Source organism: Streptomyces sp., from assembly GCF_036524955.1.
GTDB lineage: Bacteria > Actinomycetota > Actinomycetes > Streptomycetales > Streptomycetaceae > Actinacidiphila.
Genome location: NZ_DATDBG010000173.1, coordinates 54,223 through 78,007 on the forward strand (window position 1 = coordinate 54,223; position 23,785 = coordinate 78,007).

Genomic DNA, 23,785 nt, shown 5'->3' on the forward strand with positions numbered 1-23,785 from the left:
TTCACCTCTTTCGGATCATGACGTGGGCGCCGGCCAACGAACCGCGGCCCTGCTGGTGCTGTTCGACGGCCTGCGCGCCGGCCGAGCAGGCCCAGCAGCGATGGATCTCGGCTCTGTACGCCTCTTCGTTCTCCGGCGCCGCCGACTCGGCCCACGGCTGGCCGCACTCCGGGCAGGACTCCGCCTCCACTTGGAGAAGGGCGAGCGCCCACGCGCGGTCTTCCGGCAGCCACAGCGGCTCACCGGGCGCCGGCGTGCCGCGGCCCATGAAGATGCTGCGCGGCACGCCCCACGCCCGCGCCGCCTCTACTTCCCGTCGCCAAGGGCCCCGAGGATCGCGGAGGCGCTCACGGAAAAAGGGACGCTCGTGCCCTCCGTGTTCACGCCGTAGGCGCCGTCGAAGAGCGCGTTCCGCTGTGCCTGGTTGAGGACGCCGAACAGGCGGTCGACCTGCTCGACCTCCATGATCGGATCGACAGCGCAGGCCGCGATCAGGGCCCGCGGGAAGGTGTCCGGGTTGAACAGGTGCTGCTCGGAGTCCTTCGGCGGGTGCGCGGCCAGCAGATCCGACCACTGGTCGTCCGGGAGCGCCCGGAATCTGAACTCGACCTCGGACTTCTTGAGCTTCTCGCGGACGGCCTCGATCTTCTCCGCGATCGCCCGGGTCGGGTTCGTGTCAGCGAGGCTGTCCGCCTTCCACGCCCCGGCCCCGGCCTCCGCGAGCTGGCGCTCCAGGCGCTCGATCTCGGCGACCAGGTCCCCGGCCATGTAGACGGGGACTGTGGTCTCCCTGGGCTTGGCCTGCTTGAGGATGGCCTCGATGTCCTTGGGCATCAGGCGGCCACCGCATCCGGAACGGCCGGGGTGGAGAGCTTCATCGGGCTGGTGAACTTCGCCACTTCGTTCGCCGCAGGGGCGATGTTCATCCGCTCCCCGCAGGTCACCGGGTAGATCTCGACCTCCTGCCCGGCAGCGAACGCGGTCTCGTAGGCGATCCCGCGCCGGACGATCAGGATGCCGGTCACCCCGTACTTGAGGGTGGTGTACGGGGCCAGTTCCTGGACCGTGGTGCCCTTCTTGAACGTCACCGACACGTCCCAGCCGACCCGGCCCACGGTGTTGGTGTCCTGCCGGGACGCCAGCGAACCGGTCGGCACGTCCGCGGTCGTCGGTGTGGTTGTCAGGCCGTCCGGGGTGACGCGGCTGGTCCAGTCCGCCGCGGCGTTCAGCTCCGTGGCCGGCGGAGCGGTCAGGCTGGACAGGGACGATGCCCAGCACACCTTTGTGTTGCCGTCGCTGATCAGGTCAGACATCTGGCCCTCCTCGGGGCGTGAAAAAAGCCCCGGGCAGGGGCCGCGGATAGGGGTCTGGGGCGGGCGTCAGACGCGGTAGGCGCCGACCGTGACAGTCGTGACACCGCTGTAGGTGATCGAGGCGAGGCCGTCAGCGGGGTTCGTGTTCAGGTCGGCGTAAATCGGGATCTTCTTCGTCGCCGAGGCGGCAATGGTCACCGTGCGGTCGGCGGCGGCCTGCCCGCGGACCGTGGCGTACGAGGGGACGGTGACGGTGATCGAGCTGCCGCCTCCGTTGGTGACCTCGATGAACACCCGGTCGCCGACCGGCTGGACCTTGTCGCCTCCGGCGGACGCCGCTACGGGGTTGTTGAGCGTCCCACCGGACGCGATCGAGTTCGCGGTCAGTGTTGCCATGGACGGTTCCTCCTGGTCAGGCAGGGATGGATTGCAGCCGGTACTGCACCGGCAGGTAGTACACGGGCGGAGTCAGGTCGGTGTCCCGCTGCACGGGCGGCCCGCCCTGCTCCTCGACACGCCAGGCGACCCGGCCGTCCACGGCCAGGGGTACGGCCAAGACCTCGCGGACCCGGTCGGCCACCCACAGCGCTTTCTCGGCGGTGGGGCCGACGCTGGTGACCTGGAAGGAGAGGCTGAGGGTGGTGCGCTCGTCGGCGAGCGATGCGGACGATGTGCTGCCCGGGGAGACGTACAGCACCGCGTACAGCCCGTTCTCCGGCACCGGGTCGGGGGCGACCCCCTCGCTGACGGCGATCGGGCCCGTGGACCGGGCAGCGAGCGGGGCCAGGGCGGCGAGGATCGCGTTGCGGTGCGGCACCGCCAGCGGGACCGCGGTCACAGCCCCACCGCCCGGTCCGCCAGCGCCTCGACCTGCGCGAGGAACCGCGGCTCCTCCTCATCGAGCGCCTGCCCGCCGTCGTTGTGCCCGGCCTGCGTCGAGGTGCCGTATTCGAGGATGTTGCCGAGGGCCCCCTGCTGCTGCCCGCGACGGCGATGCTGGGTTACCGGTCCGATCTCCGCCTCGATGACGCCGGGCGCCTCGTGGATGTCGTAGGAGATCGAGTTGGGGTAGAGCTTGGCGTGCTCGCCAGCCGTGACCCGGGCCCGGTCCCGCCAGCCGTTCTTGATATTCAGCGCGCCCCTGCTCACGACCGCGCGGGCCTCGGCGTGCAGCACGCCGCCGCTGGCCGCGATCTGGCCGGTCAACGCCTGCAGCTCGGTCAGGTCGATGCCCATCACGCCTCCCTGTCTTCCGCGTAGATCCGCCACGCGGTCGCGGTCGAGCTGAACTGGCGGCCGGTGACGTACAGCGTCGTGCCGGCCATTCGGGGGTCGGATGCGGCGAGCACCAGCACCCGGTCGCCCGGCCGGATCACCTCGCCCGGCGGGACGGTCGTCGACCACGGCACCGCGACCTCGTAGTCCCGCAGCCGCACCTCCTGCTCGCCCGCCTGCACTTCCGTGCCGGTCGACTGTGCGAGCGGTTTGACCCGCGCCGGCCCCTCGTACAGCACCAGGTCCGGCCCTGGCGTGTCCTCGCCCGTCTCCTGGTCGAAGACGGGCTCGCCGGGGCGGTGGATGCGGACCTGGTCGCCGGCCGCGGCCATCAGGTCCTCGTGCGCCGCCCGGGCCTGGGCGAGCAGTGCGGCGATGTCACCCACCGGTCTTCACCACCCACACGCCCGGCACGGAGCCGAGTTCCCGTCGCAGGGCGGCGAGTTCGCCGGGCAGCAGGTCCCCGGAGACCTCCACCTGCTCGGCCGCGAACGTCGTGGAGGTGGAGTAGTCGTCGATCGTCTGGGACTGCGAGCGGATGCCGACGTCCATGCCCTTGGGGGTGTTGGCCAGGCGGTCGGCGACCTGGCAGACGAGTTCGACGACGCCGGCCGGGAGGGGGGCCCATCCGCGCCGGTAGGTGACGCGGATGCGGCTGGGGCAGCCGTGCGGGAGTTGCAGGTGGGTGCCGTCCCAGCGCCATCCGGTCAGGGCGGTGGTGGTGCCGTCGTCGGCGACCTCCTCGACGGACTGCACCTCGATGACCGGTGGCGCCGGGAGTTGCACCCGGCGGGATTCCGGGGTGATCTCGATGGTTACGACGCTCGGCGTGATGGGCTGCCCGGCCGCGCGCCGGACCCTCACCGAGGCGCGGAGCAGCAGGGAGTCCGCCGACCCTGCGGGCAGGGCGTATCCGTACTCCTCGGCGTCCGCCACGGTGGCGAGAGGAGTCGTCACGGCCGCCTCCTACTCACCGGGTGTGGGCGTCCCGTACTTCTCGATGAGGTCGGCCTTCGTCATGCCGTCGGCTTCCTCGGAATCGGCGCCGCACACGACGGCCCAGCCGACCCAGTCCGCCTTGGATGCGGCCTTGGCGGGCTGGGTGAGCGGCGGCCCGGGGACCTGCTGGCCCGGCTCGGGGACCAGGGGAGGCGTCTCCTCCTGCTCCGGGGCGGAGGACTCCTGGGGCCCGGCGTAGGGGGTGCCGTCCTCGTTGACGCGCTGCAGCATCCCCTTGGTCAGGCGTTCCTGGATCGGCTCGGGCAGCGGCAGGTCCATCGCGTGGATGCCGCCGCCCTCACCGCGCAGGTAGATCGTCTTGGCCATGTCAGGTGTTCCTCGGGACCTTGAAGGCGGTGATGGCGCCGGCGACGAAACCGGCGGCGATGTCGACCAGCATCGAGCCGTCGTTCTGCAGGAAACGGCCGGACTCGAACGGGCCGATCCACACGGTCGCGGAGTTGGCGACGGCCACGACGAGGTCGCCCTGCCCGGAGGCGATCGCCAGCGGCAGGGTGCCGGCCTTGACGGTGACGTTGCCGCCGGTGGCGCCGGCCACGACGCGCAGGACCGTGAGCTCGGGGAATGCCTTCGCGCTCGGGCCGGCGGCGGGGATGACGTGGCCGTTGCCGGATCCGGCGTTGGTGGCGGTGCCGGCCGGGTCGGCCAGGGACCCGTTGGGGACGAGGTTGCTGTAGGCGACAGCGGTGCGTGCCATGTCTCAGGCCCTCCTGTCAGGTCTGGGAGGCGATGGCGGTGGCCAGCGCCTCGGGACGGATGACCTTCGCGCCGTACAGGGCCAGGCCCTTAACGGCGTCCGAGAACGAGCTCTCGGGGCGGTACGCCTCGGTCTTGTTGATCTGCTCCGCGAAGGAGATCGCCGAACCGTTGCCCGCGGTCACGACGTAGTCGTCGCCGGTCGGGTTGGGGGCGTTGTTGGACCGCATGATCGTGAAGCCGCCGGAAGTGCCCACGATGCCGTTGCGGAAAGCCGTGCCGCCATCGGCGGACTTCTCAGCGTTGATGAAGTTCGGGTCCAGCAGCGCGCGTCCGTACAGCCACGGCGGGACGACCATCCAGCGGCCCTCTGAGGGAACGTTCGCGTTGTCCAGGGCGACACCCATGGGCACGACGATCCTGCTGTAGAAGTACTCCGGGTTGGAGGTCGGCACCGCGACGGTGCCGAGCTGGTTCGCGGACTGCGCCTGCGTGTACAGGCTGGCCACGTACTGGTCGACGACGTCCCGCAGCGCGTACGCGGCCTCGGACATGGCCTGGGGCATCACATCGCCCTTGGCCTGCCGCTTGTCGACGTCGTCGACCTTGAAAGCCCAGTACTTCGACTGGTCGACGACCAGCGTGCGCTGGGCGTCGTTCAGCTCCTCGGGCACGATGACCGTGCTGCCCGGCACGTAGGTGCCGACGGTCGGCCGGGAGATCGAGGTGATCCGGACGGTGTCGCCCGCCTCAGCGATCTCGCCCTCGTAGTCCCGGTTGACCATGCCGGGCCCTGCGTAGATCAGGGACTTGCGGAGTGCGACCAGGAGCTTGGCGGACCAAAACTCCGGCCGGAAACGGGTGATTGCCATAGTGATTCCTCTCGGTGGGTTATCGAAATCTCCTTGCGTGGATACCCCTGGCTTCAGCCGGGGGAGGAAACGCATCCTCGGACGGGAGCCGCGCAGCGGCCGAGCGCGCTGCCTGCTGCCTGACGCCCGGACAGGACGTGTGTCTCACATGGAGTCTGGTAGAATGTGAGGCATGACGCAGCAGGTCAAGCGGGCTTTCAAGTACCGCTTCTACCCCACGGACGAGCAGGCAGCCGAGCTGTCCCGCACGTTCGGCTGCGTCCGCCTCGTCTACAACCGGGCCCTCGAAGAGCGCACCCGGGCATGGCACGGCGAACAGCGCCGCATTTCCTACGTGCAGTCCTCCGCCGGTCTGACAGAGTGGAAGAAGACCGAGGAACTCGCGTTCCTCACCGAGGTGTCCTCGGTTCCGCTCCAGCAAGCGCTGCGGCACCTACAGGGCGCGTTCGCCAACTTCTTCGCCAAGCGCGCGAAATACCCGACGTACAAGTCGAAGAAGAAGTCCCGCAAGTCTGCCGAGTACACCCGCTCCGGTTTCAAGTTCCGCGACGGCAAACTCACCCTGGCGAAGATGGCCGAGCCGCTGGATATCCGCTGGTCGCGCCCCCTGTCAGAAGGCAGCGAACCGACCACCGTCACGGTGTCGCAGGACGTGGCCGGACGCTGGCACGTGTCGATGCTCTGCGACGACACCATCACCCCCGCCCCGGCCACCACGGCGGCCGTCGGCATCGACGCGGGCATTACCTCCCTGCTGACCCTCTCCACCGGGGAGAAGATCACCAACCCCCGGCACGAGCGCAAGGACCGAGCCCGGCTCGCCAAGGTTCAGCGGGAACTGTCCCGCAAGGAGAAGGGCTCGGCCAACCGGGCCAAGGCCTGCCGGAAGGTCGCCCGCATCCATGCCCGGATCGCCGACCGTCGCCGCGACCACCTGCACAAGCTCACCACTCGACTCGTCCGTGAGAACCAAACGGTCGTGATCGAGGACCTGACCGTCCGCAACATGGTCAAGAACCACTCCCTCGCCCGCGCCATATCCGACGCCTCGTGGCGTGAGATGCGGTCGATGCTGGAGTACAAGTGCGCCTGGTACGGGCGTGAACTCGTGACCGTGGACCGCTGGTTCCCCAGCAGCAAGCTGTGCGGCACCTGCGGAACCATCGCGGCGAAGATGCCGCTGAACGTCCGCGAGTGGACGTGCGGCTGCGGCATCACGCATGACCGCGACGTCAACGCGGCACGCAACATCAAGGCGGCCGGACTGGCCGTCTCCGCCTGTGGAGACAGTGTGAGACCTCAACGGGAGAACTCCCGGACGGGGCAACTGTCTGCGAAGCAGGAAGTCCTCACTGCGAAGTGAGGAATCCCCCGCCTTCAGGCGGGTGGAGGAAGTCAACCGCCGAGGTAGTCGCGCAGCTGACCCTTGCGGTGAGCGTCGTCGATCTGCTCGGGAGTTAGTTTCTTGACTTCCTGCTCGCTGAGCTGCTTCGGGCCGCCGGTCCCCTTGCGGGCGCCGCCGTCCCCTGTGCCCTGGAACCTGGGCTGCTTCGGTACGGTGACCGCCAGATAGGGCCGGTCGGTGAGGAGGTTCTCGATGGCCTCGGCCACCTCGTCCTCGTCGACCTGGCCGTCCCCATCGACCTCGAACTGATCGAGATCGAGGAACACCAGGGCGTCTGCGGGCTTGGCGAGCTTGCCGGTGGCCGCAGCCTTGACCTCCGACCGGATGATCCGCTTGTTGGCCTTGGCGGTTGCCGCCTTGTCGGCCTCGGCGCGGATCTGGTCCTGGTCCGGCTTGTCGTCGACGGACTTCGCCTTGAGTTGGTCACGCTCGGACTCGGCGGCGCGCCTCTTACCCCGCTCGTCCCTCAGCTTGGCCTTCATGCGGTCGAGGGCCTGCTTGCCCGCGTCGCCCAGCTTGTCGGCGCCGTCGTCCTCGTCCTGGCCGGACTCCTCCTCGGCTGCGTCGTCCTGGCCGGACTCGTCCTCCTCGGCGGACTCGTCCTTCCCTGCGTCGTCCTCGCCCTGCTCCTGGCTGTCCTCATCCTCGGCGCCGCCGAGGATGGGCCAGATCGGGTGCAGCTCGTGCGGATCCTCGCCGGTGCGGGCTTTGCGCCAGCCGACAGCGAGCACGCCCGTGCGGGCGTGGCGGGGCAGGGTCTGGATGGTCATGTGTGCTCTCCCGTTGCGGGATCGGTGACCAGCGCCTTGCGCGCGGTCAGGTCAGGTAGCCGAAGCGGCGCAGCATTTCCAGCGCCTGCTCGGCGGTTTCGGCCTGCCGGTAGATCTCCTCCGGCAGCAGTCGTGGTGTGCGTAGCCGGAAGCCGCCCGGGGTGGTGTCGCCGCGGGCGAGGGCCCGGCGCCGTTCGGCCTGGTAGAACAGGCCGCGGCGGGTCGTGCTGTCGCGGGTCGCCTGCACGCGCCGCCCGTATGCGGTCGCGGTGTAGACGCTGCGGCGGGCGTTGACAATCGAGGTGATGTCCGCGCCGTCCCGGATCGCTCTGGCGCCGCCGACGGTGAACAGCCGGTCCTGCTCCGCCCGGGACAGGCCGCGGAAGTACGCGGCCGCGTCGGTGGTTGTGGGCGGATTCCGGCCTCCGTCGGCGATGGGCACGTTGCGGCACTGGCAGCACGGGTGCCGCAGGAACGCCGTCTCGATGTGGTAGATCCCGCCTGCCAGGATCGCGCAGCGCGCGCACCCCCGGCCGCCCATCACCCGGGTGTAGGTGGTCACCCGCCGCGAGGCATGCATGCCCACGCCTTCGGCGCCCCGCCCCGCATCCCCGATCTCCGTGGCCATGTACATCGACATCAGGCGGCCCCCAACACCCAGGGCATCCTGGACCGCCAGGCCCCGGCCGAGGCTCTCCTTCGTGGTGATCAGGGTGCGCAGCATCAGCGTGTCCAGCGGCCGGCCGTCGGCGGCCCACCCGGCGAACGCCTCGGGCACGATGCGGCCCTGGGGGTCCGGGTCCACACCCTGGGCGCGCACCGCGCGGTCCACGTACCCGCCGGCCTCGCCCGCGGCCGCGGTCTGGGCGGCGGCCAGGACCGCCACGAGGCGGGGGCCGACCGTGCGCCAGGACGCGGACAGGTCGTCGGGGTCGAGCGCCGCCCACTCCCGCAGCCCCGCCCGCACCGCCCGCGCGGCCAGGCGCCGCTGGCGTACCTCGTACGCCAGGGCGATGTCCATGACGTCGGTCATGCCGCCGGCTCGCCCACGGGCTCGGTGGGGGCGGCGGGGATGGCGCCGCCGGGGCCGGCGGCGTTCATGATGGCCGAGACCGGATCGAGCTCGGCTTCCCGCTCGCGCATCAGCATCAGGTCGGCGACCTCGGTCGGTGTCAGCCCGAACCGGAGCGCGAGGAACTCGAAGGGGAAACCGATCTGCTTGAGCTTGAGCAGGCTGTCCGTGAGTTGGGCGATGTTCCTCGACTGGGTGTCGGCCCACAGCATCTCGCCGCCGCGCAGCGCCCGCGCCTTGCCGTTCTCGTCGCGGGCCAGGGCGATCAGCTCGAACACCTCGCGCAGCGCCTGCCCGAACCACAGCTGCTTCTCTTGGCAGCGCTTGACCAGGCCCGTCTCTGCCGCGATCAGCGCGTCCCCGCTGAGGTTCGCCATCCTCCCGATCAGGTAGTGCTGCGGTGTGCGGGTCTGCGCCGCGATGTGCCCGACAGCGACCTCGATGATGTCCGTGTACGCCGTCAGCGTGGCCGCTGGCCACGACTCCACCTTCGTGGCCGGGTTCTCAAACCACAGGATGCGCTCCTGCACGAACTTCGCCATGTCGACCGGCTTCTCGCCGACCTTCTGGCCCTGCGCGTCCAGGATCGGGATCTTCGGGAGCTCTGCGCCGATGACGATCCTCTGCGCCAGCGAGGCGTAGTCCGCCGCTGTGAAGAGCTGGGCCCACAGCAGGTTGATCGCGTCCTGCATGGCGATCGTCCCCGCGATGTCCGAGATCGGGTCCGACGCGAGGAGCGGCCTGTTCGGCAGTTCCACCATCGGCACGACACCCATGGGGTTCGGCTGCGGGTTCGGCTCCTCCTCGATGTCCCGCGGCTCCCAGGAGTCCATCACCGCATCGGCCTCGGCCATCTGCGGAGACTTCCCGTCCCCCCGGGACAGGGGGCGCTCGAACTTCCACACCTCCTCGGGCAGGTAGAGCGTCGCGTACTCGCTGAACCCGTCCTGCCACGACTTCAGCGCCGCCCGCCGCTTGCGGCGTGACCCCGGCTCGTAGAGCACGATCGCCGTGCTGGCGTCCTCGAACGTCACACACGGGGTTTCCTCGTCGTCCGGGTCACCCCACACCAGCACGAAGCACCGGGCGGCATTGCCCGCCCCGAGGAACCCCAGTTGGCTGTCGGCGTCCAGGCCGTTGCGCTGCCACACCCCCCACAGGTCGGCGTCCGCCTTGTCCGCGCCGGCCGCCTTCACACCGGTCACCGTCAGCCGCTCCACCGGGGAATCCGCCACGGGCTGCACCCAGTTGTCGGAGAATCCCTGGTACCGATCCGCGCAGTACTTCCGGAACTCATCCGACGCGAACCGCAGCGGCTGCTTGCCCCGGTAGTAGTGGTCGTGCCGCAGTACCATGCCCGAGCGCGCGGACAGCTCCGCCGCCAGCACGTCCACCAGACGCCGGGCCTGCTCGATCGTCGCCACAAGCACCCCCTTGTCAGGCCGTGTAGGCGTAGTACGTCGGACGCGGGTTCGCTTCGCCCGCTTTGATCGCGTCACGGGCCGCCTCGTGCGCGAGGATCGAGCAGACAGCGAGGTCGATCTTCTGGTGCACTGCGGCCTTGCGGAGCACGTACCGGTTCGCGGGCCGCGCGGCCTTGCGGGCGTTGCGGACGTGAATGGACGTGGTCTCGCAGCCGTCGTGAGTGAACGTGGAGTCTTTCTTCAGTACGTCGGTGAGGAGCGCCTCGCACGCGGCGTGCATCTGCACCGGGCCATTGGTGTGCCAGCCGCTGACGCGCTTCTCGCCGTACCTCGCCTGCCACTGGGCGACCTCACTGGTCCAGTACGGGGGGTCGGCATACATCCGGACCACGTCGTACCGGGCGAACAGCTCGTCCACCGCGGCGTCGACCTCCAGCCGCGGCACCTGCCCCTCCCACTCCTCCGGGTCCCAGATCGTCGGCCGCGAGTCCGGGCCGTACGTCGGCGTGAACTGGTGCCCGTCCAGGGTCTCCGCCCGGATACCCGTCCAGTCGTCGACGTCCGACCCGTCGAACCCGAGAACCACCCTCGGCCTCTCGCCCACCTGCACGGCCTTGGCGCGCGCATCCCAGGCGTCCTGGACCATCCACGTACCCATGCCGGCCACGATCCGGTTCCCGAAGAACCGCTCCGCCTCGGCGGGCTCCTTCTCCATCAGCTCCGCCGCTTCGCCCCCGATGGCATCGAGGTCGATGTGCGCGGAACCCGCGTACACGTAGGCGTGGATCTTCCGCCGCTCGGCCTTGTCGGCGTAAATCAGGCCCTTCGGCGGCGGCCGGTGGTACCGGTACACGTCCTTCTGCTTGGTCTCGGCGGTCTTCTGCGCCACCGAGTTCTCCGTCGGGTCCCACGCGTTCGTGGTCTCCAGGGAGCGTCCGGACATGCCCGCCAGGCCGCGGCGCTGCGTGGTAGCGACCTTCGTCATCTTGTTGCCTTCGGTCCAGATCCCGGTCTCATCCTGGATCGCGAAGGTGATCGGGTTACCCAGCCGGGACTGCGCACTGCTGGTCACGACATCGATCCGGCCATCGTTGGGCAGGCGGATGAACTGCTCACCGACCTTCATCAGCTCACCCAGCGGCCCGTTGCGGATCATCGCCTGCAAAGGCCGGTAGACGTTGTCCGTCTGGTCCTCGCTGGTCGCGGTGATCTGCAGCAGCGGCTTGTTCCACCGCCGGCCCATCGGCTCACCCGGCTCGTACTCGTACACCCAGCCGCAGCCGCAGCCGAACCTCCGGCAGTCGTAGCGCTCGCCGCCGTCCGCCCACCCGGCGAACAGCACCGGCCCCACGGCCTCCGCAGCCGTGATACCAGCCGTCCACGGGCCCTTGCCGGACTTCTGCGGCGCTACGACCTGCCCGCGGCGGTAATGGAACGCCGTCGACAACTGACCCAGCTCGGCGCCCGGCCGGACCCGGTAGAAGTTCGCCGTCGCCCGCAACTGCCAGTCGTACATCTGGAACGGCTGCGGACCGTCCTCAAGACCGCCGACCGACTCCAGACGGCAGTGCCGCGCGATCCAGTCCGGGACCACGAACAGCGTCGGGAAATCCAGCGACCAGGTGCCGTCATCAGCCGCTACCACCGGGCAGCGCCTTCAGGCGGGCCCGCGCCGAGGTCGGGGCACTCGGCGACGCGGCCTTCGGGACCGCCGGCCCCGTCTCCTCCGCACGGTCGATCCGCCACCGGTTCGCCCGCATCCCCGGAGTCGTCAGCCCCAGACTGTCCGCCATCTGCCGCACCAGAGTCGACAGCGCCACCGGGGCATCGACCAACTCGGCCTCGGTAAACCGGCGCGCATACAGCGCGACCTCGTACTCCTGGCCATACCGCTCCCACATCAACGCCTGCGGCTTACGCCACAGATCCGCCCACAAGACGGACTCGCGAATCGTCTGCTCCTCCAGCGGCCACTCGGGCGTTGCACCCTGGCGGCCTTCGGCGGGCAGGACCGTCCACTCCCCGGCGTCCCGGTCGCGCCGCAGCGCATCCGGGTCGGGGGCCGGGCCGGAACGCGAGCGCGCTCCACCACTTGCCATGTCGATCACTCCAAGCACCGCTTTGCGCGGCCGAAGCGTTGTCACATTGCGTGACGACGACCATGATCACGAAAGTTTTGAACCTGACAAACCTGGGAGCCACCTCCCCGGCGGTCCGCCTGAGATCCCGGGAAAGGGGTCACCCCCCACCCCTTGGTCACTCAGCGTGGTAGTCGCCCGGGTGCTGGTCCGAGTGAGGGGCGTCGGCGCCGACCGCGTAGCCGAACGGCCGCTCGGGCTCCGGCTTCAGCGGCCCGGGGCCGGCGGCGAGGAGCCGGTCGGCTGCTTGCTCGGCCCTGGCGAGTGCCTTGCGACTGTGGCCTTTGATCCTGATGTCCACCTGGCGGTCGCCGGAGACGACGGTCAGGCGCATCAGGCGTTCTCGGCCGGTGGGGTCCAGCCGAGAGCGACCAGGGCGTCATGGGAGGCGGGGCTGAGGTAGATCTGGGCGTCGATGTCCTGGATCTCGGTGACGTCGATGAGTTGGACGTCGAGGGTGAGCTTGGGGGTCTCGCCGGCGCCGATGGTCAGGTTGATGCCGGTGAGGCCACGGCTGAGGTCGACGCCGTCGACGATGACGCGGGTCTTGAACCGTCCCTCACCGGTGATGCTGACCTTGCTGGTGCGGCGCGCGCAGCTCATGCTTTAAGGCTCCGTTCGTGCTCGCCGAGCCAGAGACGCACGGTCCGGTTGTGACGGGCGTCGGCAAGCGCGTCGTGCGCGCCCTCCATCTGCTGCGGCAGTTCGGAGTAGTCGATGCCGAGCCGCTCGATCTCCTGCTGCAGGTCGTGCGTCCACATGGGCACGCCGAGCGGGAGCCGCGCCATCGTGCCCCACAGTTGACACAGGGCGACGTGGTCGTAGGCCCCGTAGTCCGCCCACAGCTTCGGTGTGACTGCGTCCGTGGCCTGGATGAAGTCGCGCACCTCATTGGCGATCACGAAGCGGGGCTTCACCCGGGAGTCGGAGAGGTCCAGCACGCCGTCACTTACCTGGAGTGCGTTGATCTGCGGCCAGGGCTTGTAGCCCCGGAGCGGGAGGTGCGGCCACACGTTCGCCTTGAGCCAGTGGTTCGCGAGGATGCGGTCCACTGGCATCTCGGAGTTCACGGCGTAGTACTCGCGGCCGTCGTCGGCGACCATGCCGATCGAGATCAGCTCGATCGTGTGGCCGTCCTCCAGGAACTCCAGGTCGTAGTCGATATCGCTCACGCGTTCCATCCTCCGGGTTGTGCGGCGGCGGTCTCTTTGGCGTGGCAAGGGCCGCAGAGTCCGCGGCCGCGGGCCGGGTCGTTGGGGTCGAGCCTTTGCGCTACCAGTTCGCGTCGGCTGAGCGGGTGGTGGTCGGCGTGGACGGAGGGCTGTCCGCAGGGTTCGCCGTGCCCGTGGTGGGTCTCGGTGCACACGCAGGTGGGGTGCTTGGCGAGGACGCCGGGCCGGAAGCGGTTCTCGTGCTGGGTGCCGTAGCCGCGTTGTCGTGCGCTGCCGCGGGCCTGCTCGGCTTCGCGCCGGTGTTCGTCGCATCGGCCGCGGTCGGTGTATGCGGGGCAGCCGGGGACGGTGCAGATGGTGAGTCCTCGCCGTCTGGCCACGGGGGTCACCTCTTGGGCTTTGCGGTGGGGCTCTGGCTGGGCCTGCGTGAGGGTGACGAGGTCACCAGTTCCATGGGCGTATGTCGGGCCTGGGCCGGGGGCTGGGGTCTGGGGCGCGGTCGTGCTGTTCCTCGGGCATGGCCGTCGCGCCTTCGCGCTGTTCGCGTCCGTCGAGGCTGTTGTGGACGATGAGCCACGCGATGCTGCCGTCGTCCCGCTCCACCGGGCGGAGCTTGGGGCCGCAGACGCAGTCGGCTTCCTCGGTGGAGACGTCGTGCGCGATCAGGTCGTTGGCCGGGTAGACGTGCACCGTGCCGGGCATGGTGGCCTCCGACGGGGGTTGTGGGGGTCAGGAGGGCCGGGCGCCGGTGCGGTGGCGGGCTTGGCCTCGGCCGCGGTGGGTGTTGCCGCCTTGGGCGGGCTGGGTCATGAGGCGTTCGATCGCGGCGAGTTCGGCTTCGCGCTGGGTGACGAGGCGTTCGGCGTGGGCGATGGCTGTGGTGTCGGCGCGCTGCTGGAGGAGTTGCTCGCGGGCGTCGCGGCTGTCCTGGAGGCGCTGCCGGGCTGCGGCTGCGCGGTCCTTGATCTGCTGGCCTTTGCGTTTGTCGACGACCGTGGCGGCTCCGGCGAGTTTGCGGGCCCGCTGGAGGACCCTGCGGGCGCCTTGTTCGTCGATGGAGGGGCTGATGGTGACCTCGGTCTGGTCGGGGTCGCCGGGGTGGGCGTAGCAGGGCCAGCCGCTGGTGTTGGTCCAGATGTGGTTGAAGCCGAGGGTTTCGAGGCTGGCGATGAGGGCTTTGCCGTGGCGTTTCATGCTGCTCCCGGGGGGCGGGGAGTGTGGTGTGGGTGGGCCGTGCGGCCCCGGGCCCTCCAGCGGGGGGCCGCACGGCGGCGGGCGTCGCCTTCTGGCGTCGGCCCGCGGGCCCCGGCGACGGCCGCGGGGGCGGCCGGCGGGGCGTCTGGGGGCGGACATGGTGAAGGCCCCGGCGGGGTGCGCGGGGCCTTGTTCGTCCGTATGTCCGGACATGCCGAACACGGGGAAATCGTGGCGCATCAGTTCTCGCACGTCAAGCGGCTGTTGACTTTCGTCGTCCGGCGCGGTTCGCCTTTGCTGTCGCCAGGGCGGTTTGGACGTCTTCGATGCGGTAGACGGGGCGTTTGGGCGTGCCTCCGCAGCGGGCGAGGATGCCGCGCCGTACCCAGTCGCGGATGGTGGCGGGTTCGACGCCGCAGGAGAGGGCGGCGAGTTTGGTGGTGAGGGTGCCGGGTGGTGGGATCAGGTACTCCATCAGGGCCGCCATTCCTGCCGGTAGCCGGGGTGGTCGGCGGTCATGGGGTCATTGTCCTCTCTGCCGCTCACGCGGCAGGGGCGTTGCGGTCGTGGTCCATCCAGGTGCGGAGGTTGAGCCAGGTGGTGGGCGGGTATGCCGTGCCGCAGCCCTGGCAGCGGACTGTGGTGGCGCCTGCGGGGACGCGGATGGTGGTGCCGCAGATGGTGCCGTCGCCGAGGTCGGTGGGGCACTTGCCGAGGGGGACGGTGCGTTCGGGCGGCTCGATGATGGCCAGGGCGCGGGCTTCGAGGCGGCGGATCTCGGCGGCGAGGTCGGGCCCTTGTTCCCAGGTGAGGCTGATCCAGGTGAGGTTCCGTGCGGCCGTGGCGGCGGCGTGGGTGATGCGCGCGGGGATGTCGCCGGAGCGGGTGGGGGCGGTGAAGCCGCGGGCGTCGTGTATCGCGGCCTGCCAGTCTTCGAGTATGCCGACGATGCCGCCGGGGCCGCGGAGGTCGAGCACTTCCTGTCGGAGCGGAAGGGGTGCTTCGACGGCGGGGGCGTGGCCGAGTTCGGGGCGGCGGCCGGCAGGGGGGAGCCACGCGGCGAGGGCGTCGTACAGGCGGGGCAGGCGCTGGAGGCGCAGGTGCAGGTTGGCGGTGCATCCGGTGCAGAGTTGTGCGGGTACGGCGCTGGGGTGTCCGCAGACGGCGGCTTGTGCGGTGGTCATCGTGCGCTCCGTGGCGGTGCAGGTGGGCCGGGTGTGGCCGGTGCCGGGGCCGGCGGGTACGGCGGTGTGACGGACTCCGGTGTGTGCCCCGCGGCCTGGTGGTCGGTCTCGGTGGTCAGTGCGTGCTGGGCTTCGCGGCGAGGCTGCGGGCGATGTCGGCGATCACCTTGGCCTGTTCGTCGACGCGTTTGCGTTCGGCGTCGTAGTCGCGGCGCAGGGCCCGGGTGTCTTCCGCGCCGTTGTAGTGACGGGTGAGTGCGTCGAGGAGTGCGCGGCCGGAGTCTGCGGGGAGGACGAGCGTGGGGGCCGGGGTGATGCCCTGGTCATAGGGGACCCAGCGGTGGGTCGATACACCGTCGGTGTGTTCGATCTGGAGTATCAGGGCGGGTTGGTCGTCGAGGTGGTTCGCTATGAAGACCTCGAGCCCGGTGAATTCGAGCCGTTCGTTGATGTAGGCGCGGATCATGTGCGTCTCTCCGGTGGTTCGTGCCTGTGGGGCGGGCAGGGTGCGGCATCCGGCCAAGGGCCAGCGGCGGGGGTGGTGGGGAGGGCGCGGCTCGGGCGCGCCAGGCGGCGCGGCGGGAAATGCGAACGGCCCCAACCCGGTGTTCGGGTGGAGCCGTTGACGTGTGAGCATGCCGCGTGCGACGCGGACAGCGTATCGGATGACCTCCCCCAGCTCCCACCACGTTGCGCGGACCATGGAGGAGCATCCGTCCCGCACGCTGGCTCTGCTTTGGATGCCGGGGCAACCCCCGAATGGAGCGATCGCTACCGCCGGATGGGTGGTTGCGCCAAGGGGTGCGTTCCTATCCCAAAGATCACCCGTTCGAGGGACCGTACATAACGGCAAGGGAGACGATTAACAACCCCAGCGGATCTCAGCGTAGATTCATCGGTGACGGGCCTTCGGGAACTGTCTGCCTCCCTCTCCACCAAGATGGGAAGGAGGTGAGTACGACGTGGCCGATGGACACGAACCGCCGGACTGGGGCTTGTTGGCCGTGCTGATTGCTTTGATCCAGCTCCTACTGGATCTCAGCACACGGACCGGCGCCCGCTAGCCCGGCGTCCGTCTCAGGGGCCAGCCATGTGCTGGCCCCTCCCTTTTTGCGCACAGACCGGTGTACACACAGGGCTGTGCGTTAACCACTGTATCCCCGATGGGCCGCTGGGGATGACAACGTCAAGGACGTCCGTGTGGGTGCAGCCGTGGCTTACCCGGCGGCTCGCGGTCAGTGCCCCGTGTGGACGGCGCGGTGGGCGGCGGCCTCGATGAGGGCGATCGCCTGGTCGGCGGTGCGGCCGGGGGCGCGGTTCCAGGGGCCGATGAGGTCGTGCCAGCCGCGGGCGCGGAGTTCGGCGAGGACGAAGGCGGCGGAGCGCTCGGCGGTGGTGCGGGAGCCCAGGCCCAGGCGCTGGCAGGCGAGGATCGCGCCGCAGACGCAGCGGGCACCGCGGGCGTCCCGGAGCCGGTAAGGCTGGTTCTGCCAGCCCCAGGTCTCCAGTACGGCGGCGGCGTAGGCGAGTTGTACGGAGGGCTTGAGGTCGAACTGGTAGAGGCGGCGCCAGGTGTGGAGCCGGTCGGGTACGAGGGCGGCGATCCGTCCGGGGACGCGGGGGCGGGTGCTGGCGGGTGCGGGGCCGGGGTGGATGCCGGCGTCGGCGATGAGCTGTTCGGTGGTGCGGGTGAGGAGGAGACCGGGGACGGCGCCGACGAGGTCGGCCGGGGGTGCGGCGGCCGGGTGCCGGTCCGGTACGCCGACGGTGTTCTCGGGCGCCGGGCCGGGTGCGGGGGTGTGCCAGCCGTCGACCACGGCCTGCCAGGCCACCGTGTCGTAGAGCACGGCGGCCTGCTGGTCGAGGAGGTCGGGGTCGGGGCTGGCGGTCACGGGGGTTCAGGTCTCCGGGATGGTGGGCGGATCGGGCTGGTCGTCGGTGGGCGGGGTGTCGATGCCGAAGGGGGCGCGGAGGTTCGCGTCGTACAGGGCTCGGCGCAGCGGCGAGTCGGTGAGGTCGGGGTTGAGGCGGGCGAGGACGCGCCGCCCCGGGGGTGGGGCGGGCGGCGTCGGCTGTGCGTCGGCCATGAGCCGGGGCCTCAGCGGTTTCGCGGACGGCGGGTTCGGGTTGAACGCCAGCCGAACGGGCCGGGCAGGTCGCTTGAGGTGGTGGTGCGGCCGGTGGAGGACCACGTGCGCTTGAGCCACTTCGGGCCGACGGTGATGGACCGGGACTTCTTGCCGATGTTGATGCGCACACCGGGTGCGATCTTGATGGACTTGCGGAAGGTCAGGGGCACGGCGGGTTCCTTGTGGTCAGAGGCGGTAGGTGCCGGGGCGGCGGGTTTCGTGGAGGTAGCCGTCGTCCACGAGGTGAACGAGGTGGGTGGCGAGCCAGGCGCGGGTCTGGGCGATGCGCGGGAGTTGCTCGATGAGGTCGGCGGGGCGGATGCGGGTGCGGCCTTCGGCGCGCCATTCGGCGAGGATCTGGTCGACGGCGGCGGCGGCCTGGGTGGGGGTGTTGGGCTGGGCGGGGATGAGGTCGTCGCGGAGCATGTGGAGTATGCGGGTGACCTGGGTGTCGGTGAGGGGGGTTTTCCCTGCGTACGTCCAGTCGGGGCCTTGGCGGAGTTCGAGTCGGGCTACGGGGTCGGTGCCGTCGCGGGTGGTGGTGGCCCAGCTGTTGAGCGCGGCGGCGAGGACGGCGGCGCGGCGGGGTTGGCGGGGCTGGGTCATCGGGTTCCTCGGTCCGGGGTCGGGTTGTCTTGGTGGCGGGGTGTCAGCGGAAGGTGTCAGGGCCTCGCGCGGGTGCGCGTGCGCATGGCCTATAGGTGGGCGGCCTGTCGGCTGGGCTGACGGGGGTGCTGGCACCGGCTGACGGGCGGTACGGCGGGCGTGCGGCCCGTCAGCCGGTGTCGGTGCAGGTCAGGCGGGTGTCAGTTCGGGGTCCAGGAGCTTGTAGACGCCGGGGTCGTCGGTGTCGGCGAGGTGGGTGCCCTGGTCGGCGAGGTCGGCGAGGAGCGGGGACAGCCAGGCGCGGGAGCGGCCGATGCGGCCGTCACGGCCGAGGTGGGCCTTGAAGTCCTTGGGGCCGATGGTTGCCAGGCCTTGGTCGCGGAACTCCTCCAGGAGGGCGTGAACGGCGGCTACTGCCTGCTCGGTGGTGACCTCGTCGGAGTCCTGGTTGTTGCCGGTGTTCTGGCCGAACGTCCAGGTGGCGGTCGGTGCGGGGATTTCCCGGGTGGGGTCGACCTCGGGGTCCGGGGACTGGTCGTCTTCGCCGTCGCGGATGGCGTGTTCCACGGAGGCGGCCAGGGCGTCTTCGCTGTCGTCCATGCTGTCCTCGGGGAGGGTGTCGGTGCTGGTCAGGTCGGTGTCGGGGCTGTAGATGGTGCGGTTTTCGTACGCTTCGCCAGCCGCTGCGGCGGTGACCGGGTCGAGGGTGGGGCGGTGAGTGACGGCCAGCGCCCCGGCGATGGCGTCGTCGTCGATGCGGTAGGTGCGCAGGGGGGTGGCGTAGCGGTCTTCGTCGACGCCGGGGGCGACGAGGTAGGCGTAGCCGGGCCGGCGGTTCTCCCAGGCTTCGGGGCGGGCGCCGGCGTCCCGTACGTCGTCGGGCAGCGCCATGTCGGCGGTGGTGGAGCCCTTGACGCCGAAGACGAGGGCGCCGCCGAGCTGTTCGCGCACGTCGGTGGGCATCGAGGTGGAGGAGGGGCGCTGGAGGGACACGATGACGGAGATCCCGGCGGAGCGGGCCTCCATGACGAGGCCTTCCATTTCGGTGCCTTCGCGGAAGAACTTCGCGGCTTCCTCGATCCAGACGATCATGTAGGGCATGCCGAGCTGCCCGAACACCTCGGGTGTCCAGTTCTTGAAGCCGTGGCGTCCCATTTCGTTGGCGCGGGCGGTGATGACGTGGCTGAGCGCCTCGATCATCGCTTCGCCGCCCTTGAGGGTCATCTCGACCCAGTCCAGGTAGGGCAGGAACGGCGCGAACGTCTGCATGCCCTTCGACGGGTCGATGCCCCATACGACGACATCGCACCTGGTCAGGGCCTCGGTGATGGCAACGGACTGACCTGCGGACTTCCCGGAGCCGTTCATCCCGGCGGTCAGGAAGTGGGTGGCGTTGCGCCCAAGGCCGGACGGGAACCACAGGACAGCGGGCGCGCCGTCCTCGTACACGCCGATGTGGATGGCCTCGGTGATCGACCCGCCGGGGCTGGAGGGGCCGGGCCAGTCGCTGGGCTGCTTGAGCATGTCCTGCGGAACGACGATGAGGGTGGCGCGGTCACCGCGGTCGGGGTCGGGCAGTACGCGGATCGCGGTCGGGGGGACGCTGAGTTCGGCGGCGATGTGCTTGATGCGGTTGCCGAGTTCGTCGGTGGTGACCTCGCCGGGGGCGAGCTGGATGGGTGCGGTGACCTTGTTGGGTTCGACCTTCGGTGTGCCCCTGAGCTGGACCTTTGCGGCACCGATGGCCTTGGTGAGGATGCCCTGCTCGATGGCCTTGGGGCCGCCGTTCTGGGTGTCGGGGTTGACGCGCATCACCTGGCGCAGGTTCCACCCGGCGGCCAGGACGATGCCGCCGATGCCCCAGGTCGACAGCACGGCCGGGTCAAGCGGGTCACCGACGGTGCCGACCAGCAGGAACGTGCTGGCGGCGCCGGTGGTGATGGTGGCGTGCAGGCGCCGCTCGTGGGTGGCGCCCTTCCCGACCCACCAGGTGGTGGCGGTGAGCAGCCCGGAGGCGAGGGTCAGGCCGGCCGCGGCGGTGGGGCTGTGGCCCCACAGGGCGTGCGCGCCGACGGTCGCGGGGAGTTCCGCGGCGACGGCCAGCCAGGGGCGGCTGCGGGGGTGCTTCACGGCCTTCCACAGGTCGGCCTTGGGGCTGTCAGCCACGGTGTCAGTCCTCCTGTCAGGGGTGTGTTAGTGCAGGTCAACGGGGTGTCAGGGGTACGGGTGTCGGGAGGACGGGGGGTCAGCGCCAGCCGAACGCGGTCCGCGACGGCTGCTGGGCGCGGCCACGGCCGACTTTCCGCAGCTCGGCCTCGTACTCCCGCTCGAACTGCGCGTACAGGGCTGCGGCCTCCTTCGCGATGAGCTGCTCGGCCTTCGCGATCCGCTTCAGGTGCCGGGACACACGCCGGGCCCGCATCCGGGCGCCGGCCATCGACCCGGTGGAGTCGGGGATGTGCCGCAGTACCTGCTCCAACTGCTCGGCGTCCATGGCCCGCTCACCTGCGCGTTTCCGGCCTTCCTTGCGGATGTGCTCGGAGAACTTGTGGATGTCCTCGTTCGACATGAACCCCGAACCCGGGGTGCCCGCGTTCCCCGCACCCCCGGCACCAGCACCGGCCGGGCCAGTGCCCTGACCTGCACCGTTCCCGCCGCCCTTGGTGATGTTGATGCTGAGGGAGGGGTTGATGGACGGGTTGATGCCGCCGAGGTTGCGGGTCTTGTTGATGGTCTTGCCGCGCTGCTGGTGCCGCTGCTGCGCGCTGCCGGGCTGCGGGCCCGGTGCGGTCCGGGGCGGCTGCGCCGGACGCGGCGGAACCGGACCGGGCCGGGCGGCGCCGCCCGGGCGGAGGTCGAAGTCGGGTTCAGCGGTCACGAGGTGCTCCTTCAGGCGGACCGGAGGGTCCGGTAGTGGCGGGCGATTTCGGCGGCACGGTCCGAGGCGATGGACCGGTCGAGTTCGGACCGGACCACTTCGGCGATGGACCGCTTGCTGATGGACCGGCCGGCGGACCGGAGGCGGTCCACCGCTTCCTGCTCGGTGTCGGTGAGGGCCAGGTCTCCGGTGGCGGTCCGGTCCGCCGCGGGCATGGACCGGGCCGGACCGGGCGTGTGGGCCGCGCCAGCGCGGGCGGTCCGGTCCGTTGTCTTCTGGGTAGCCGGGCGGTCCGGTCCACGGTCCGCGGTCCGCTCGGGGTGGGCCGCCGGTCCGTTCCCCGGTCCACCCGCTGCACTGTCCGCGGGGGCGGTCCGGTCCACCTGGGACGGTCCGCTGGTGGTCCGCTGGCGGTCCGGTCCGGTGGGTGCCTGCGCGGTCCGGTCCACCGCGCGGCGGTCCGGTCCATGGGCCGCCGGACCGTCACCCTGGGCCGCGGTCCATTCGGCGGTCCGGTCCATGTTCGGTGCGGCCCATGCATGGACCGCGGTCCGGTCCGGACCGTCGTTGCGGGCTGCGGTCCGGTCCACCGCCCGGTCCGGTCCAGGGGTGGCGCGGTCCGGTCCACCAGCGGTGTGGACCGTGGCGGTCCGAAGGTTCTCGGGGAGTTCGAGGCCGAGGACGTACGCACGGTAGATCGCTCTGGTGCCGCGGAAGTCGAACCACCAGCGCAGTGGGTGGAGTCGGGGTGCGGCGCGGCCCATGCGGCGGACCGCGGCGGCGCGCGCTTCGGACATCAGGCCCTCGAAGAGGATGACCGCGGACGGGGGCATGAACGCGGCGACGGTCCGGCCGAGGGAGTCCTCGATGTGCTGGTAGTTGATCCAGGACGACAGGGCGGTGAAGGCGATGATGAGGAGCCGCCAGACCGGGGCGGAGCGGCCGTGGGTGGACGCGCGGGCGACGACGATGGACAGGCCGGCCGGGGCTCCGTCGAAGGTGATGGGCACGAGCCAGGCGGTGTGGTCAGTCAGGCCCATGTGCTGGTGGCCGAAGTCGTGCAGGCCGATGAAAGAGGCTGCCCAGCCCGAGAAGGCGACGGCGAGGACGAGCGCGAAGCCGAAGCCCCCGAGGCCGGTGTCGCGCAGCCACAGGCCCGCGGCGCGGAGACGCTGGGCGGTGCTGGTGGCGGGCACGGCCAGCACGGTGGGCTCGGGCCCGTTGGCAGACGGGGTTGTGATGACCGGCAGCCCCGAGCCGGCCGGGCGCGGTGCTCTGGCGGCCGGCATGTCGGCCGTCGGGAGGGGCCGGGCCGTGGGTTCGGTCGGGGCGGTGGTCACTTCGAGTCCTCGGTTTCTTCGCGTACGGGCGTGGGGGTGGGGTATTGGGGCGGGTTCGGGGTGGGCGGGGGGTTGGTGTGGCCGTCGTGGGTGGTCTGGGGGTCGGCGGGCATCAGGCGGTGTGCGGTGCGGGGTTCGTGCCGGCCGGGAGGAGCCCGGCCTGCAGGCGTGCGAGGGCCCCTTCGGCGGCCCACTGGGCGGCGGCGTCGCGCAGTGCCTGGTGCCAGTCGCCGCCGTACACCCCGTCGGCGCCGGTGAGTTCGGCGTGGAGCAGGGCGTCGGTGCGGCTGGCCGGCTGGTAGGCGGGCAGCGGCTCACGGGCGGGGGTGGTCATCGGGCGCCCCGTTCCACGACGGGCTTGCCGAGGTCACGGTGGACGACGGTCGCTCCGGGGATGCGGTGACCGAGCTCCATGGCCACTGCCCCGGCGCGGTGCCTACCGCCGGCACAACCGACCGCGACCGTGACCGGCCCGGTGCTGGGCCCGGAGGCGAAGGCGTGTACCGCGGCGGTGATCGAGTCGATCAGGGCGGGGATGCCGGGAGTGGCCATGACCGCCGCCCGTACAGCCTCGTCGTGGGCGGTGAGGTAGCGCAGCTCGGGGCTGACGTGCGGGTCCCTGAAGTGGTGCCGCAGGCCCACCACGAGATGGGCGGCGGGCGGCTGCCCGTGGAGGTAGCCGAACGAGGTGATCGCGACGGTATCCATCAGACGGCCGCCTCGGTCAGGTAGTCGTGCTGGGCGACCGCGACACGCACGTAGGCGGCGCCGACACGGTCGATGACCCCGGCGTCGTCACCGATCACCGGGTACGCGGCCAGGTACAGGCGGGTCATCAGCTCGGCGCGGCGGCCCAGGTCGGCCTCGCCGACGAGGGCGTCCAGGACGTACCCGAACGCCTCCTCCCATACGAGGGAACCGTCCGTGCGGTCCTGGAGGGACTCGGCGGTCTCGGTCGACGCGACCAGGTGCAGCACCCCGGCCGACACGGTGTGCCCACCGGCGATCTCCCGGTCCAGGCGGGTGGTGTTCCACCCGGCCCGGTAGTGGCCGGCCAACTGCTCCTCGAGAGCGGCGAGGTCGCCCAGGAGCAGGGCCCGGGTGTGCGGGTGACGGGCGGTACGGGAGCCGAGCTCGGCCCACACCGCGGCGGCACGGGTAGCGGTCGCGACGTACGCGGCACGGGCAGCACGGGTCGTGCTGCCGGGTACTAACGCAGCCGTCTCCTGCCGGAGACGCGCGAAGTAGCTGTTCATCGAGGCTGGTCCTCCTTCTTCTGTGCGGGGCGGGCGGGGCG

36 protein-coding genes are annotated in these 23,785 nt (G+C 70.7%); 1 reads left to right on the forward strand and 35 read right to left on the reverse strand.

Features of this window, described 5'->3' with window-relative positions:
- Position 1 precedes the first annotated feature (1 nt).
- The 11 genes from VIW71_RS13925 to VIW71_RS13975 form a co-directional block, all read right to left on the reverse strand.
- Positions 2-286 (reverse strand): hypothetical protein, encoded by a 285-nt coding sequence (locus VIW71_RS13925; protein ID WP_331622497.1) that lies wholly within the window; start codon positions 284-286, stop codon positions 2-4.
- A 20-nt stretch (positions 287-306) separates the two neighbouring features.
- Positions 307-834 carry a hypothetical protein gene (locus VIW71_RS13930; RefSeq protein ID WP_331622498.1) on the reverse strand — a complete coding sequence of 176 codons (528 nt, stop codon included), beginning with the start codon at positions 832-834 and terminating at the stop codon, positions 307-309.
- The gene (locus VIW71_RS13935; RefSeq protein ID WP_331622499.1) at positions 834-1,313 is read right to left on the reverse strand and encodes a hypothetical protein; all 480 of its coding nucleotides are present in this window, start codon (positions 1,311-1,313) and stop codon (positions 834-836) included. The genes VIW71_RS13930 and VIW71_RS13935 overlap by 1 nt, the downstream gene beginning before the upstream one ends.
- A 66-nt stretch (positions 1,314-1,379) precedes the next feature.
- Positions 1,380-1,709, reverse strand: a complete 330-nt coding sequence (locus VIW71_RS13940) for a hypothetical protein (protein WP_331622501.1) — start codon at positions 1,707-1,709, stop codon at positions 1,380-1,382.
- Between the two features lie 16 nt (positions 1,710-1,725).
- Positions 1,726-2,151 (reverse strand): hypothetical protein, encoded by a 426-nt coding sequence (locus VIW71_RS13945; RefSeq protein WP_331622503.1) that lies wholly within the window; start codon positions 2,149-2,151, stop codon positions 1,726-1,728.
- Positions 2,148-2,549 carry a hypothetical protein gene (locus tag VIW71_RS13950; protein ID WP_331622504.1) on the reverse strand — a complete coding sequence of 134 codons (402 nt, stop codon included), beginning with the start codon at positions 2,547-2,549 and terminating at the stop codon, positions 2,148-2,150. Before VIW71_RS13950 ends, VIW71_RS13945 begins: the two co-directional genes overlap by 4 nt.
- The gene (locus VIW71_RS13955; RefSeq protein WP_331622505.1) at positions 2,549-2,974 is read right to left on the reverse strand and encodes a DUF6093 family protein; all 426 of its coding nucleotides are present in this window, start codon (positions 2,972-2,974) and stop codon (positions 2,549-2,551) included. Before VIW71_RS13955 ends, VIW71_RS13950 begins: the two co-directional genes overlap by 1 nt.
- Positions 2,967-3,545 (reverse strand): hypothetical protein, encoded by a 579-nt coding sequence (locus tag VIW71_RS13960; protein WP_331622506.1) that lies wholly within the window; start codon positions 3,543-3,545, stop codon positions 2,967-2,969. Before VIW71_RS13960 ends, VIW71_RS13955 begins: the two co-directional genes overlap by 8 nt.
- Before the next feature lie 9 nt (positions 3,546-3,554).
- Positions 3,555-3,914 (reverse strand): hypothetical protein, encoded by a 360-nt coding sequence (locus VIW71_RS13965; RefSeq protein WP_331622508.1) that lies wholly within the window; start codon positions 3,912-3,914, stop codon positions 3,555-3,557.
- Position 3,915: 1 nt separating this feature from the next.
- On the reverse strand, positions 3,916-4,305 hold the full coding sequence (locus tag VIW71_RS13970) for a hypothetical protein (protein WP_331622509.1): 390 nt from the start codon (positions 4,303-4,305) through the stop codon (positions 3,916-3,918).
- 16 nt (positions 4,306-4,321) lie between these two features.
- Positions 4,322-5,176, reverse strand: coding sequence for a P22 coat protein - protein 5 domain protein (locus VIW71_RS13975; RefSeq protein ID WP_331622510.1), 855 nt, complete (start codon positions 5,174-5,176; stop codon positions 4,322-4,324).
- A 172-nt stretch (positions 5,177-5,348) separates the two neighbouring features.
- Here VIW71_RS13975 and VIW71_RS13980 point away from each other — a divergent pair, with 172 nt between their 5' ends.
- On the forward strand, positions 5,349-6,539 hold the full coding sequence (locus VIW71_RS13980) for an RNA-guided endonuclease InsQ/TnpB family protein (protein WP_331622511.1): 1,191 nt from the start codon (positions 5,349-5,351) through the stop codon (positions 6,537-6,539).
- Positions 6,540-6,571: 32 nt separating this feature from the next.
- Here VIW71_RS13980 and VIW71_RS13985 read toward each other — a convergent pair whose 3' ends face one another.
- The 24 genes from VIW71_RS13985 to VIW71_RS14100 form a co-directional block, all read right to left on the reverse strand.
- Positions 6,572-7,351, reverse strand: a complete 780-nt coding sequence (locus tag VIW71_RS13985) for a hypothetical protein (protein ID WP_331622513.1) — start codon at positions 7,349-7,351, stop codon at positions 6,572-6,574.
- 46 nt (positions 7,352-7,397) lie between these two features.
- Complete coding sequence (locus VIW71_RS13990) at positions 7,398-8,384, reverse strand: hypothetical protein (protein ID WP_331622515.1); 987 nt, start codon at positions 8,382-8,384, stop codon at positions 7,398-7,400.
- Positions 8,381-9,847 (reverse strand): phage portal protein, encoded by a 1,467-nt coding sequence (locus tag VIW71_RS13995; RefSeq protein ID WP_331622516.1) that lies wholly within the window; start codon positions 9,845-9,847, stop codon positions 8,381-8,383. Before VIW71_RS13995 ends, VIW71_RS13990 begins: the two co-directional genes overlap by 4 nt.
- 13 nt (positions 9,848-9,860) lie before the next feature.
- Positions 9,861-11,492, reverse strand: coding sequence for a hypothetical protein (locus VIW71_RS14000; protein WP_331622517.1), 1,632 nt, complete (start codon positions 11,490-11,492; stop codon positions 9,861-9,863).
- Positions 11,479-11,955, reverse strand: a complete 477-nt coding sequence (locus VIW71_RS14005; RefSeq protein WP_414720745.1) for a hypothetical protein — start codon at positions 11,953-11,955, stop codon at positions 11,479-11,481. Before VIW71_RS14005 ends, VIW71_RS14000 begins: the two co-directional genes overlap by 14 nt.
- 148 nt (positions 11,956-12,103) lie before the next feature.
- Positions 12,104-12,319 carry a hypothetical protein gene (locus VIW71_RS14010; protein WP_331622518.1) on the reverse strand — a complete coding sequence of 72 codons (216 nt, stop codon included), beginning with the start codon at positions 12,317-12,319 and terminating at the stop codon, positions 12,104-12,106.
- Positions 12,319-12,588: a hypothetical protein gene (locus VIW71_RS14015; protein WP_331622519.1), complete on the reverse strand. Its 270-nt coding sequence runs from the start codon at positions 12,586-12,588 to the stop codon at positions 12,319-12,321. The genes VIW71_RS14010 and VIW71_RS14015 overlap by 1 nt, the downstream gene beginning before the upstream one ends.
- A complete protein-coding gene (locus VIW71_RS14020; RefSeq protein ID WP_331622520.1) occupies positions 12,585-13,157 on the reverse strand; it encodes a 3'-5' exoribonuclease domain-containing protein in 573 nt (190 codons plus the stop codon). The genes VIW71_RS14015 and VIW71_RS14020 overlap by 4 nt, the downstream gene beginning before the upstream one ends.
- The gene (locus VIW71_RS14025) at positions 13,154-13,537 is read right to left on the reverse strand and encodes a holin (RefSeq protein WP_331622521.1); all 384 of its coding nucleotides are present in this window, start codon (positions 13,535-13,537) and stop codon (positions 13,154-13,156) included. The genes VIW71_RS14020 and VIW71_RS14025 overlap by 4 nt, the downstream gene beginning before the upstream one ends.
- A gap of 61 nt (positions 13,538-13,598) precedes the next feature.
- Entirely contained in the window at positions 13,599-13,859 is a 261-nt protein-coding gene (locus tag VIW71_RS14030; protein WP_331622523.1) for a hypothetical protein, read from the reverse strand.
- Between the two features lie 27 nt (positions 13,860-13,886).
- Complete coding sequence (locus VIW71_RS14035) at positions 13,887-14,351, reverse strand: hypothetical protein (RefSeq protein ID WP_331622524.1); 465 nt, start codon at positions 14,349-14,351, stop codon at positions 13,887-13,889.
- Between the two features lie 253 nt (positions 14,352-14,604).
- On the reverse strand, positions 14,605-14,826 hold the full coding sequence (locus tag VIW71_RS14040) for a MerR family transcriptional regulator (RefSeq protein ID WP_331622525.1): 222 nt from the start codon (positions 14,824-14,826) through the stop codon (positions 14,605-14,607).
- 67 nt (positions 14,827-14,893) lie between these two features.
- Positions 14,894-15,535, reverse strand: a complete 642-nt coding sequence (locus VIW71_RS14045) for a hypothetical protein (protein ID WP_331622526.1) — start codon at positions 15,533-15,535, stop codon at positions 14,894-14,896.
- 115 nt (positions 15,536-15,650) lie between these two features.
- Entirely contained in the window at positions 15,651-16,001 is a 351-nt protein-coding gene (locus tag VIW71_RS14050; RefSeq protein WP_331622527.1) for a hypothetical protein, read from the reverse strand.
- A 769-nt stretch (positions 16,002-16,770) separates the two neighbouring features.
- Entirely contained in the window at positions 16,771-17,427 is a 657-nt protein-coding gene (locus VIW71_RS14055; protein WP_331622528.1) for a DUF6197 family protein, read from the reverse strand.
- A 6-nt stretch (positions 17,428-17,433) separates the two neighbouring features.
- The gene (locus VIW71_RS14060; RefSeq protein ID WP_331622529.1) at positions 17,434-17,622 is read right to left on the reverse strand and encodes a hypothetical protein; all 189 of its coding nucleotides are present in this window, start codon (positions 17,620-17,622) and stop codon (positions 17,434-17,436) included.
- Positions 17,623-17,633: 11 nt separating this feature from the next.
- Entirely contained in the window at positions 17,634-17,834 is a 201-nt protein-coding gene (locus VIW71_RS14065) for a DUF4236 domain-containing protein (RefSeq protein ID WP_331622530.1), read from the reverse strand.
- A 16-nt stretch (positions 17,835-17,850) separates the two neighbouring features.
- Positions 17,851-18,270, reverse strand: a complete 420-nt coding sequence (locus VIW71_RS14070; protein WP_331622531.1) for a hypothetical protein — start codon at positions 18,268-18,270, stop codon at positions 17,851-17,853.
- A gap of 189 nt (positions 18,271-18,459) precedes the next feature.
- A complete protein-coding gene (gene traB, locus VIW71_RS14075) occupies positions 18,460-20,436 on the reverse strand; it encodes a plasmid transfer protein TraB (RefSeq protein ID WP_331622532.1) in 1,977 nt (658 codons plus the stop codon).
- A 79-nt stretch (positions 20,437-20,515) separates the two neighbouring features.
- The gene (gene traA, locus VIW71_RS14080) at positions 20,516-21,148 is read right to left on the reverse strand and encodes a plasmid transfer protein TraA (protein ID WP_331622533.1); all 633 of its coding nucleotides are present in this window, start codon (positions 21,146-21,148) and stop codon (positions 20,516-20,518) included.
- A gap of 11 nt (positions 21,149-21,159) precedes the next feature.
- Positions 21,160-22,488, reverse strand: a complete 1,329-nt coding sequence (locus VIW71_RS14085) for a DUF2637 domain-containing protein (protein ID WP_331622535.1) — start codon at positions 22,486-22,488, stop codon at positions 21,160-21,162.
- 112 nt (positions 22,489-22,600) lie between these two features.
- Entirely contained in the window at positions 22,601-22,822 is a 222-nt protein-coding gene (locus VIW71_RS14090; protein ID WP_331622536.1) for a hypothetical protein, read from the reverse strand.
- The gene (locus VIW71_RS14095; RefSeq protein ID WP_331622537.1) at positions 22,819-23,196 is read right to left on the reverse strand and encodes a RapZ C-terminal domain-containing protein; all 378 of its coding nucleotides are present in this window, start codon (positions 23,194-23,196) and stop codon (positions 22,819-22,821) included. The genes VIW71_RS14090 and VIW71_RS14095 overlap by 4 nt, the downstream gene beginning before the upstream one ends.
- On the reverse strand, positions 23,196-23,744 hold the full coding sequence (locus tag VIW71_RS14100) for a hypothetical protein (RefSeq protein WP_331622538.1): 549 nt from the start codon (positions 23,742-23,744) through the stop codon (positions 23,196-23,198). The genes VIW71_RS14095 and VIW71_RS14100 overlap by 1 nt, the downstream gene beginning before the upstream one ends.
- Positions 23,745-23,785: the final 41 nt, after the last annotated feature.

Coding starts and splice junctions, on each gene's coding strand:
- VIW71_RS13930 (WP_331622498.1), bottom strand. CDS start 834: ATGCCCAAGGACATCGAGGCCATCCTCAAGCAGGCCAAGCCCAGGGAG.
- VIW71_RS13935 (WP_331622499.1), bottom strand. CDS start 1,313: ATGTCTGACCTGATCAGCGACGGCAACACAAAGGTGTGCTGGGCATCG.
- VIW71_RS13940 (WP_331622501.1), bottom strand. CDS start 1,709: ATGGCAACACTGACCGCGAACTCGATCGCGTCCGGTGGGACGCTCAAC.
- VIW71_RS13950 (WP_331622504.1), bottom strand. CDS start 2,549: ATGGGCATCGACCTGACCGAGCTGCAGGCGTTGACCGGCCAGATCGCG.
- VIW71_RS13965 (WP_331622508.1), bottom strand. CDS start 3,914: ATGGCCAAGACGATCTACCTGCGCGGTGAGGGCGGCGGCATCCACGCG.
- VIW71_RS13970 (WP_331622509.1), bottom strand. CDS start 4,305: ATGGCACGCACCGCTGTCGCCTACAGCAACCTCGTCCCCAACGGGTCC.
- VIW71_RS13975 (WP_331622510.1), bottom strand. CDS start 5,176: ATGGCAATCACCCGTTTCCGGCCGGAGTTTTGGTCCGCCAAGCTCCTG.
- VIW71_RS13980 (WP_331622511.1), top strand. CDS start 5,349: ATGACGCAGCAGGTCAAGCGGGCTTTCAAGTACCGCTTCTACCCCACG.
- VIW71_RS13985 (WP_331622513.1), bottom strand. CDS start 7,351: ATGACCATCCAGACCCTGCCCCGCCACGCCCGCACGGGCGTGCTCGCT.
- VIW71_RS13990 (WP_331622515.1), bottom strand. CDS start 8,384: ATGACCGACGTCATGGACATCGCCCTGGCGTACGAGGTACGCCAGCGG.
- VIW71_RS14010 (WP_331622518.1), bottom strand. CDS start 12,319: ATGCGCCTGACCGTCGTCTCCGGCGACCGCCAGGTGGACATCAGGATC.
- VIW71_RS14015 (WP_331622519.1), bottom strand. CDS start 12,588: ATGAGCTGCGCGCGCCGCACCAGCAAGGTCAGCATCACCGGTGAGGGA.
- VIW71_RS14030 (WP_331622523.1), bottom strand. CDS start 13,859: ATGCCCGGCACGGTGCACGTCTACCCGGCCAACGACCTGATCGCGCAC.
- VIW71_RS14035 (WP_331622524.1), bottom strand. CDS start 14,351: ATGAAACGCCACGGCAAAGCCCTCATCGCCAGCCTCGAAACCCTCGGC.
- VIW71_RS14040 (WP_331622525.1), bottom strand. CDS start 14,826: ATGGAGTACCTGATCCCACCACCCGGCACCCTCACCACCAAACTCGCC.
- VIW71_RS14045 (WP_331622526.1), bottom strand. CDS start 15,535: ATGACCACCGCACAAGCCGCCGTCTGCGGACACCCCAGCGCCGTACCC.
- VIW71_RS14050 (WP_331622527.1), bottom strand. CDS start 16,001: ATGATCCGCGCCTACATCAACGAACGGCTCGAATTCACCGGGCTCGAG.
- VIW71_RS14060 (WP_331622529.1), bottom strand. CDS start 17,622: ATGGCCGACGCACAGCCGACGCCGCCCGCCCCACCCCCGGGGCGGCGC.
- VIW71_RS14070 (WP_331622531.1), bottom strand. CDS start 18,270: ATGACCCAGCCCCGCCAACCCCGCCGCGCCGCCGTCCTCGCCGCCGCG.
- VIW71_RS14090 (WP_331622536.1), bottom strand. CDS start 22,822: ATGACCACCCCCGCCCGTGAGCCGCTGCCCGCCTACCAGCCGGCCAGC.
- VIW71_RS14095 (WP_331622537.1), bottom strand. CDS start 23,196: ATGGATACCGTCGCGATCACCTCGTTCGGCTACCTCCACGGGCAGCCG.
- VIW71_RS14100 (WP_331622538.1), bottom strand. CDS start 23,744: ATGAACAGCTACTTCGCGCGTCTCCGGCAGGAGACGGCTGCGTTAGTA.